This window comes from Sphingomonas sp. GW821-FHT04B01, from assembly GCF_059420425.1.
In genome coordinates this window covers 385762-393575 of the sequence record NZ_JBWKTR010000004.1, presented here as the reverse complement: position 1 = coordinate 393575, position 7814 = coordinate 385762, and the positions used below count along the sequence as shown (strand labels likewise).

At 64.2% G+C, this 7814-nt stretch carries 8 protein-coding genes; 3 read left to right on the top strand and 5 right to left on the bottom strand.

Annotation, left to right across the window (positions count from 1 at the left end; genetic code table 11):
- Positions 1-184 precede the first annotated feature (184 nt).
- Positions 185-310 carry a hypothetical protein gene (locus AC07UH_RS12995; protein ID WP_495180764.1) on the top strand — a complete coding sequence of 42 codons (126 nt, stop codon included), beginning with the start codon at positions 185-187 and terminating at the stop codon, positions 308-310.
- A gap of 73 nt (positions 311-383) precedes the next feature.
- Here AC07UH_RS12995 and AC07UH_RS12990 read toward each other — a convergent pair whose 3' ends face one another.
- Both AC07UH_RS12990 and AC07UH_RS12985 read right to left on the bottom strand, forming a co-directional pair.
- Positions 384-2195: a patatin-like phospholipase family protein gene (locus AC07UH_RS12990; protein ID WP_495180763.1), complete on the bottom strand. Its 1812-nt coding sequence runs from the start codon at positions 2193-2195 to the stop codon at positions 384-386.
- Between the two features lie 452 nt (positions 2196-2647).
- Positions 2648-2803: a hypothetical protein gene (locus AC07UH_RS12985; RefSeq protein ID WP_495180762.1), complete on the bottom strand. Its 156-nt coding sequence runs from the start codon at positions 2801-2803 to the stop codon at positions 2648-2650.
- A gap of 397 nt (positions 2804-3200) precedes the next feature.
- Between AC07UH_RS12985 and AC07UH_RS12980 the strand changes: the two genes are divergently transcribed.
- Together AC07UH_RS12980 and AC07UH_RS12975 are read left to right on the top strand one after the other, a co-directional pair.
- Positions 3201-3791 carry a hypothetical protein gene (locus tag AC07UH_RS12980; RefSeq protein ID WP_495180761.1) on the top strand — a complete coding sequence of 197 codons (591 nt, stop codon included), beginning with the start codon at positions 3201-3203 and terminating at the stop codon, positions 3789-3791.
- Positions 3763-3921, top strand: a complete 159-nt coding sequence (locus AC07UH_RS12975) for a hypothetical protein (RefSeq protein WP_495189867.1) — start codon at positions 3763-3765, stop codon at positions 3919-3921. The genes AC07UH_RS12980 and AC07UH_RS12975 overlap by 29 nt, the downstream gene beginning before the upstream one ends.
- On the opposite strand, the gene AC07UH_RS12970 is transcribed toward AC07UH_RS12975, so the two are convergent.
- From AC07UH_RS12970 to AC07UH_RS12960, 3 genes are all read right to left on the bottom strand, one after another.
- Positions 3897-4724 carry a DNA adenine methylase gene (locus AC07UH_RS12970; RefSeq protein ID WP_495180760.1) on the bottom strand — a complete coding sequence of 276 codons (828 nt, stop codon included), beginning with the start codon at positions 4722-4724 and terminating at the stop codon, positions 3897-3899. The genes AC07UH_RS12975 and AC07UH_RS12970 overlap by 25 nt on opposite strands.
- Before the next feature lie 131 nt (positions 4725-4855).
- The gene (locus AC07UH_RS12965) at positions 4856-5926 is read right to left on the bottom strand and encodes a phage portal protein (RefSeq protein WP_495180759.1); all 1071 of its coding nucleotides are present in this window, start codon (positions 5924-5926) and stop codon (positions 4856-4858) included.
- 1 nt (position 5927) lies between these two features.
- Positions 5928-7781, bottom strand: coding sequence for a terminase large subunit domain-containing protein (locus tag AC07UH_RS12960; protein ID WP_495180758.1), 1854 nt, complete (start codon positions 7779-7781; stop codon positions 5928-5930).
- Positions 7782-7814: the final 33 nt, after the last annotated feature.

The following is a 7814-nucleotide window of genomic DNA, read 5'->3' as shown; positions in this document are numbered from 1 at the left end:
GCCCTGGAACTGGATGCCGCCGGTAGATCAGCCCATTGCGCAAGCAGCATAATCTGCGGCCTCCACACCACTCTTACAAAAGGGGGCGGGCGAGGTGGGGGGAAAAGCGCGGGTTTCGGGGTGTCGGCCGAAAGATATTGCGTGCCTGCGGAAGGGCCGCCGCTATGCGCTCTATGAATGAGGCGTGAGGCGGGAAGAAACAGTCATCGGCGCGATCGCAATCACCGTCATCGCTTTGACGCTGTTCAACCTCCTAACCGGCGCCATCGGCAACATCAAACAGCTGATGCATTGGGGTGGCTGCCCCTGATCCCGGCGCGGCTACGCCTCGACAGACCACACGCCCGTCAGGCCAGCACAGCAGGATCGGAACACGCCGTACCTCAGTCCTCTGGCAAGCGACCATCCTCGGACGCAGACACGCACCGACGTGGGTCCTTCGCCTCGCACAGATTCCAGCGGTGCTGGCGGTCCTCCCCGCGCCGGATGCCGTACGACACGACGCAGCGCATGTAGCTCGGGTAGAACTCCATCGGGTTGCGCTTGCGACGGTCGCTGTCGCGCCACGTCGCGCAGTCCTGCTCGGCCTCGCCCGGCGGCGCATAGCGCCAGGTCAGCGGCGTGCCAGCGAACGGCTTGCCCCACGGCTTCATCATGTCCGGCCCGCCGGCGCCGGACGCAATCTCCCGGTTGTCGATGAACGCCCAACGGAAGCGTCCACGCGGTGCCGCCCACCGCCTCGCCTCCTGGACAGAGAACAGCCGGATCTGCGCCTGGACGATCTCCGCGCTCTGCAGCAGCACGTCGGCCGAACTCAACCGGACGTTCTTGATCCCGACCGTTCGACCCTTGGCGTTCAGCCACTTGCTCCACTCCTGTGGATAGTAGCTGCCGTTCACTACCAGATCCATGTCGACATCGTTCAGCCCCGCGAGCTGATCGCCGAGCTGGCTGAAAAAGACCGCGAAGGCGGCACCGCCATCGATGAACGCATGTTCCGCGACGACCCGATTGGTCGGAATCTCCGGCCGCGGATCGCGAGGGTCGTAATCGGGGCTGGCGAGATGGCCGTCCTTCTTGACCCTGATGATGCCGATCGGCACCGCCGGCACGCCCGGCGGCACCGTCGAAGACGCGATCAGTGCATCCGTGTAGCAGCGCCGCGCCGCGGCCAACCGGTCCTCGCGCGTCTTGGCACGCGGAAACGCCAGCCGCACGTCCGCCCGGTCCTCATCCGACGTCACCGGATCGGCGGCCAGCTTCGCGAGCAGCGTCAGATCGGCAGCATAGCCATAGCCGTTGGTGAGATCGGTCATCGCCACGAACAGCTTCCGCCCCTCGCGCGCCTCGGCGGCAACGCCGGCGAGCGTCTCGTCGCCGATCTGCGCGTCGATCAGCCGGCGCAACGGCGTCATCGTGGCGAGCGACGAGCGTCCGACCAGTTCGAGCATGCCGCCCTTGTTGGGGCTCATACGCTGCAGCGGGTGGAGGTGGAGCAGGTCCCCTTCCTCGTCGGGCATATAGTCCTGCACCAGGGTGGCGAGATAGGACGAGCCCGGCGCCGCGACCGGACCGGCGGGTTTGTCCATCCGCTTCGCTAGGAAGGGGATCGCCCGTAGCCGGTCTCTCTCGCGTTGTGCGCCCTCCCGCGAACTCGCGCTGCGCGCCGTCGCCAGGAAGATGAAGGTGCTCTGCAATGCCCCCGTCGATACGCCAGTCACGATCTTGTACGTCGGGACGGGCTCGCCCTCGCGCGCCGCGGCATTCATCCAGCCATAGAACAGGCCGGCGCCGAACGCACCGTGCGGTCCCCCGCCGCTCAAGACGAGTACGGTGTCGCGCGTGGCGGCGGCAGGAGCTGTGGCGGCCTCGCCGTCGATCACGCCGACCAAGGACGCGCCCCGATCCGGGCCGCGATAGGTCAACCCCATCCCCTCGTCCGGATTATCGAACTCATTCGCGGTCAACTTGAGCACCGGCAGGCGGCAGCGGTTCGGTTCGCCGGCCAGCGAGGCGGGATGCGGCACATGTCTGGCACATCCACTCAGCACGCACGAGCACGCCAACATCACCAGATAAGGCCGCATGTCACCTCTCCTGAACGATCGACTCCTGACTGAACGCGATACTTTCGGCGGCAGAATACGGTTAACTTTCCGAACTTTGCAATACTCCCGATCCGGAATTTCGCTCAAACTAGTTGTTTTAATCCCCGGTCATTTGGCAGGGCAGACGCAGGAGGTAATCAGGGCCTCGCACGATCAGGCGGTAATCTGACGACACCTCATAGCAGCCTATATATCGGCGGGAGCGCTGGGTCCTGAGTGGGCGGACGGTTTCGACTATCGTTTTGGTCCTGCCGAGGCAGATAGACGCGCGATTATCCCTGTTTGTACCGCCCGCCCGGTGCACCCACATCAGCTCAGGTTCGATCCTGGTTCATTGTAGAGGCGCTGGTTCGTCGCGCCCGGACGCGCCGCAAATTACCTCTGTCGTGTCGAAAAGATGGGACCACGCACAGATATCTTCCCTTCGGGATAGGGCCACTGCAGCGTGACCACCTCGGCGTAGCTGCCGCAGAGGACCAAAGATAAAAAAAAGGGGCGCAGCTTTCGCCACGCCCCTCCGATAACGTTAACGTCTCCGCCTACTTGCGGCGGGCCTGCCCCTTGGTCTCGTCATTGCTCAGAGCTGCACCGGCGAGCGATGCAATCTGAGCCTTTGTCGGCGTCACGCGTCCGGTGAGGACGTCAGACGCAAGCGTAGAAATGGCAGGCGAGGTCTGCTTCTTGGAGGTAGTCATATTTCATAACCTTCGATTTAGCGTCAAATTGGACAGGCAGCGTCAGCTGCGCTATAAGGAAGGCCACCGAGACGCCCGGCAAGGCGCCTCAGTGGCGGTATCACTGCCCTAATAAAAGCAGTGGGAAGACGATTTGGGGCAACCCATCTACCTTCCTAAAGGGACGCTTCTGCATCCCGAGTACCTTTCTGCGGGGTCAGAGCACCCCCGCTGTGCCGACACACAGATAAAAATCGACGACCTACGAGCCCTGACCGGCTCGTAGGCGTCACCCCATGCGACTCACCACATGCGGCAGCGCCACCGTATGCGTTAATTTTAGATTAGGCAAGCGCCTGTATCTTGCGCCGTATGCTCAAGAGTGTATCTCCTGAGTGGACCCTTCGTGGAGGCGAGCGTGGACGACAAACCAGCCCAAGACCCCAATTATTTGCGTGATCAACTCATGGAACGTTTGCGGGCCATAGAAGCGCAGATTGAACACCTCGTATCCGAGCGTGAGGCGCTTCGGAGCGACCTATTGGTGACCGATCGATTCCTCTCCGTGTGGCGGCGCGAATTCAAAGTACAGGGACCCTTTCGCGCTTTGGGATCAATCGTATCTGGCGTATCCGTCGATATTCAGGCGCCGACAAAAAAGGCAAAAAACCCATCGCGAGATAAGGTCGTAGACGCGGCTCGTCGTATCATACGGGAGCGTGGCGAACCTGTGGGTCGCAAGCTGCTGTACGACTCGCTCAAGGAGCGTGGGCTAGAGGTCTTCGGGAAAGATCCTGAGATGGTACTGAGTACGATGCTGTGGCGTTCACAAGACAAGGTGGTACGTCTAGGGACACTAGGATACTGGCTAGCGGATGAGCCGTATGGGCCTGCCTCCTACTATCCGGAAACCGACGTCTTGATCGGTGTCGCGGCGACAGAACCCGAGGGCGGCGTGATCGAGGATCCTGAAGACGATAATGACGATACGATGGGGGAACAGCGGTAATCGCTGCAACCGGTTGCACCGGCGTATCCGCTTCGGCGATGGCGCGTCGGCCCTGCCGGCACCGCGCCACAAGGCGCTGGCGCCGGACGAGGACGAATGGCTCTATTACAAGCCCGACGGGGGTACCTGATCAATCGCGCCATTCGAGATGATCAGCTCAGCCGCGCGCGTGCTGGCGCCAGCGCCGATCGTATAGGTCGTCTCGGTCTCGGCGATCGTGAAGCCGGCGAACGCCTCGCGCGTGCCCGGCGTGTCGTTGATCGACAGCAGGAACCGCCCCTCGATCCCGGCGAGCTGGGCGGCGAGGCGCGCGAAATCGGCACGGCCGAAAACGTCCTGGCCATAATCCGTCTCGCATCCCCAATAGGGCGGATCGAGATAGAACAGCATGCCCGGCCGGTCATAGCGGCGGATGAACTCGCCGAAGTCGAGCTGCTCGATCACCACGCCGGCCAGCCGCTCGTGAATCTCCGCCAGCATCGGCTCCAGCTTTGAAACGTTGAAGCGCGCGCCCTGCGTCCGGTCGACGCCGAAATGCCGCTCCTTCACCCGGCCCCCGAACGCCAGCCGCTGGAGATACAGGAAGCGCACCGCCCGTTCGAGGTCGGTCAGCGTCTCCGGCGGCTGCGCCTTCAGCCGTTCGAACTCCGCCCGGCTGGCGACCCGGAACCGCAGCATGTCGATGAAATAGGCATAGTGCCGCTGCAGCACGCGAAAGAACGTGGCAACGTCGCCCGAGGCGTCGTTGATCACCTCGACCTTGGGCTGCGACCGCCGGCGCAGGAAAACGCCGCCCATGCCGACGAACGGCTCGGCATAGCCGTCATGCTCAATCTGCTCGATCATGGCGACCAGACGGCCGGCAAGGTTGCGCTTGCCGCCGATATAGCCCGCGGCGGGTGCGACGGGCCGAACAAGATTGTGGGTGGTCATGTTGGATAATCTCACCTTGTAGAGAGCCCGCCCGGCAGCATGCCGGGTGCGGGACGGCCGATGGCCGTTGGTCGTGGCGAGCTTCCCCTCGTCGGTTCGCCGGGCTGCACCCCGGCTCCCCCGCCCGGCTGTCAGCCCGGCTGGTTCGGTGTCGCCGCGGTTGCCCGCGGCAGAAACTTGACGGCTTCCATACCCAGCCGCTCGTTGATCTCGAGGAACGCCGTCTGCAGCGGCAGGATCTCAAGCTCGAAGAACATCGCCGTCGCGTCCTGGGGATTACCGAACGCCGAGCCCTGCGCCGGCACGATCCCGAGCAACTGCGGCGGCACGCGGTGCGCGGCCATGACGTCCGCCTGCGTCGCATGCTTGATACCGAGAAACTCGCCCTTGGCGCCGGCCTCAGCGATCGGCAGGATCTTGATGCTGCCCTCCTTGCCGTTCGGCGCGTGCACCATCAGGTTGCGGAAGTTGCCCGGTCCTTTCGACTGGCGCAGCGCCTCTTTCAGCTTCTCGACGTCGTTGTTGTCGATCTCGCCAGTCGCATAGAGGATATACCCGGCATGGCTGCCGTTGAGGTAATAGCGCCGCCGGAACAGCGTCGCCGCCTCGTTGAGCAGCGCCGCCTGCAACGCCGACAGATATTCGGGGACGCCGTAGATCTCCTGATTGACGTCCGGCTGCATGATCTGGATCACGCTGTCGTCGGGGAACTGGGCGGCGTCCTTCATCCCCGGCACCCACCAGAATTGCCCGTCGACCACACCGCGCCGGGTGTAGCGCGCCATCGCGTGCACCATGCGCAGCGGCGCGCCGAACGTGTTGCGCTTCGTCTCGACATAGGCATTGCCGAAGACGAGGTAATCCTGCGCCATCTTGCCCAGCTCGGCGCGGGTGACCAGCGATGCCGGATCGAGCGACGCCATCAGCAGGTTGCGCTTGAGGATGATCGCCGAGCTGTGATGCGGCGACACGCGGAACGCGCGCGCCAGCCCGTCGAGCGGCAGCGGCGGCTCATACCAGCGATCGTTGTGCCAGCATTCGAGCATGTCGATCAGCTGGCGCCCTTCCAGCACCGGCTCGGGATCGCCGAATGCGAACGACTGCCCCACCCCCCGATTGTCGTTCGCCGGAACGATCGCGCCGGTCGATGCCTGCGCCGATTCCGTCCGCGACATCCGCCGCGCGCGCCGTGCCTTGCTCATGTCAGAAGATCTCCATTGAGCCCTTGGGCTTTTCCTGGCCGTCGAGCGGCTCGTTGATCATGATGTGCATCGCCGCCCATGCGAGGTCGGCATGGCCCGTCTCCTCGCTGCGGCTCGCCTTGAAGGTGACGGCGCGGCCCGAGGTGGTCAGCGCCTTCTTGATCGACAGGAACGCCGAGGCGAGATCCATCCAGCCGCCGTCGAATTCGATCCGGCCGCGCTGGAAACTGTGCTGCGCCTTCATGACCATCGCGGTCTTCGCCTCGAGCGAATAGTCGATCTTGGTCAGCCCGCGGACCTTGCCGACCAGCAACTGGCAGACCGCATCGCCGATGCCGTTCGCGTCGATCCCGAAATAGGTGCAGTTGTACCGGGCGAGCCGCGCGATCACGAACTCGACCTGCTCCTGATAGTCGCCGCGGAGCTGGTGGCGTTCGAGCAGCCGGAACTTGCCGCCCGGCCCGCTGGGCGGCAGTGCGATCACCAGCGCGGCGTTGTCGCCATCGACGCTGCCCTGCGGATCATAGCCCGCCCAGACGGGCTGGTCGCCGACCGGCCGCGCGGCGAGGACGTTGAACCACTTCCATTCGATCTGGGTGTCGACGGTGCAGGCGAGGATGTCGTTGAACCTGAACGCCGACAGGCTGTCGTCAACGAACTGGCAGCCATAGAGGTTGGCATATTCGTCGGGGGCATTCTCGTCGCGGACCTCGGCGAGGTCGAAGAGGTCGCAGCCCTGCTGCGCCGCATCCTCCAGCGTCAGCATGTGGCGCCAGATCCGGTCTGCGCCGAGCGCCCCGCCCTTCAACGCATCGTACCCGACGTCGATCGTGACCTGATCGGCCTTCTTGCGCCGGCGATTGTAGGAGGCCCCGGTCCACAGCCCATAGGCCTGATGCGCGACGGTCGACGGCGTCGACAGGTACGTCTTGCGCCAGTGCTTGTGGCTGGCCATCGCTTTCGCGACCTTGTTCAGCTCGTCGAAGCCGAACGTCCAGAAGAACTCGTCGAAATAGAAGTTGCCGGTATAGCCCTGCGCGGTGCGCGCGTTGGTGCCGAGGAAAATCAGCTCGGCGGTGGGCTTGTCGTCGGGCAGCAGCTCCGAAGACACGATGATCGGGTCGCCTTTCAGCTTCACCCCGACCCGCGCCGCGAACGCGACGATATATTTCTTGAAGACGTGCGCCTGATTTTTCGACGCCGACAGGAAGATCTGGTTGCCGCCGCCCTCAAGCGCGTCGAGCAACGCCTCGCGCGCAAAGTAGAAGGTCGCCCCGATCTGGCGCGACTTGAGCAACATGCGCGTGCGCTGGTGCCGGTTTTCGTACCACAGCTCGTTGTATTCGAAATTCTCCCGGTGGAAGACGTCCTTGAGCTGATCGATCTGCTCGGCGGTGAAATGGTTCTGCGGCGCCTTGTCCTTCTTGGGACCGGCATTGCGGTTGGCGACGCGCTCGTTGAGGTCGCCCTCGTGCCCGCCCGGCGCCTCGTAGCGGCGGATCTTCGCCGTCGCGACGACGCCGCGCAGCAGCGCGTCCAGTTCCTTGAACTCGGCGCCGCCCTTCCTGTCCTTCCGGATCAGGGTGTTGATCCGGCCTTCCAGCGAGTCCTCGATCTTGTCGAGGCAGGAGGCGTCATCCCACCGGCCGCGCTGCTTCCAGCTCTCGACCGTGGCACGCGCATAGGCCTTGCCGCTCTCGTCGTTGGCATAACCGAGCTGGCCCAGCTCGTCGGTGATCTGGGTGATCCCCCAGCCGCGCCAGTACAGGCTGCGCGCCATGCGCTGCGCGGTCACCGGGATCGGGAACGTCGCGTGCGGCAGGGGCATGCCGATGTCGGGCGGGAGCTTGCTCATCGCGGCGAAGCCTAGCCACGCCGTGCGTCCGGG

Excerpts from the sequence above, each read along its gene's own strand:
- AC07UH_RS12985 (WP_495180762.1), bottom strand. The coding sequence starts at position 2,803 with ATGACTACCTCCAAGAAGCAGACCTCGCCTGCCATTTCTACGCTTGCG.
- AC07UH_RS12975 (WP_495189867.1), top strand. The coding sequence starts at position 3,763 with ATGACGATACGATGGGGGAACAGCGGTAATCGCTGCAACCGGTTGCAC.
- AC07UH_RS12970 (WP_495180760.1), bottom strand. The coding sequence starts at position 4,724 with ATGACCACCCACAATCTTGTTCGGCCCGTCGCACCCGCCGCGGGCTAT.
- AC07UH_RS12965 (WP_495180759.1), bottom strand. The coding sequence starts at position 5,926 with ATGAGCAAGGCACGGCGCGCGCGGCGGATGTCGCGGACGGAATCGGCG.
- AC07UH_RS12960 (WP_495180758.1), bottom strand. The coding sequence starts at position 7,781 with ATGAGCAAGCTCCCGCCCGACATCGGCATGCCCCTGCCGCACGCGACG.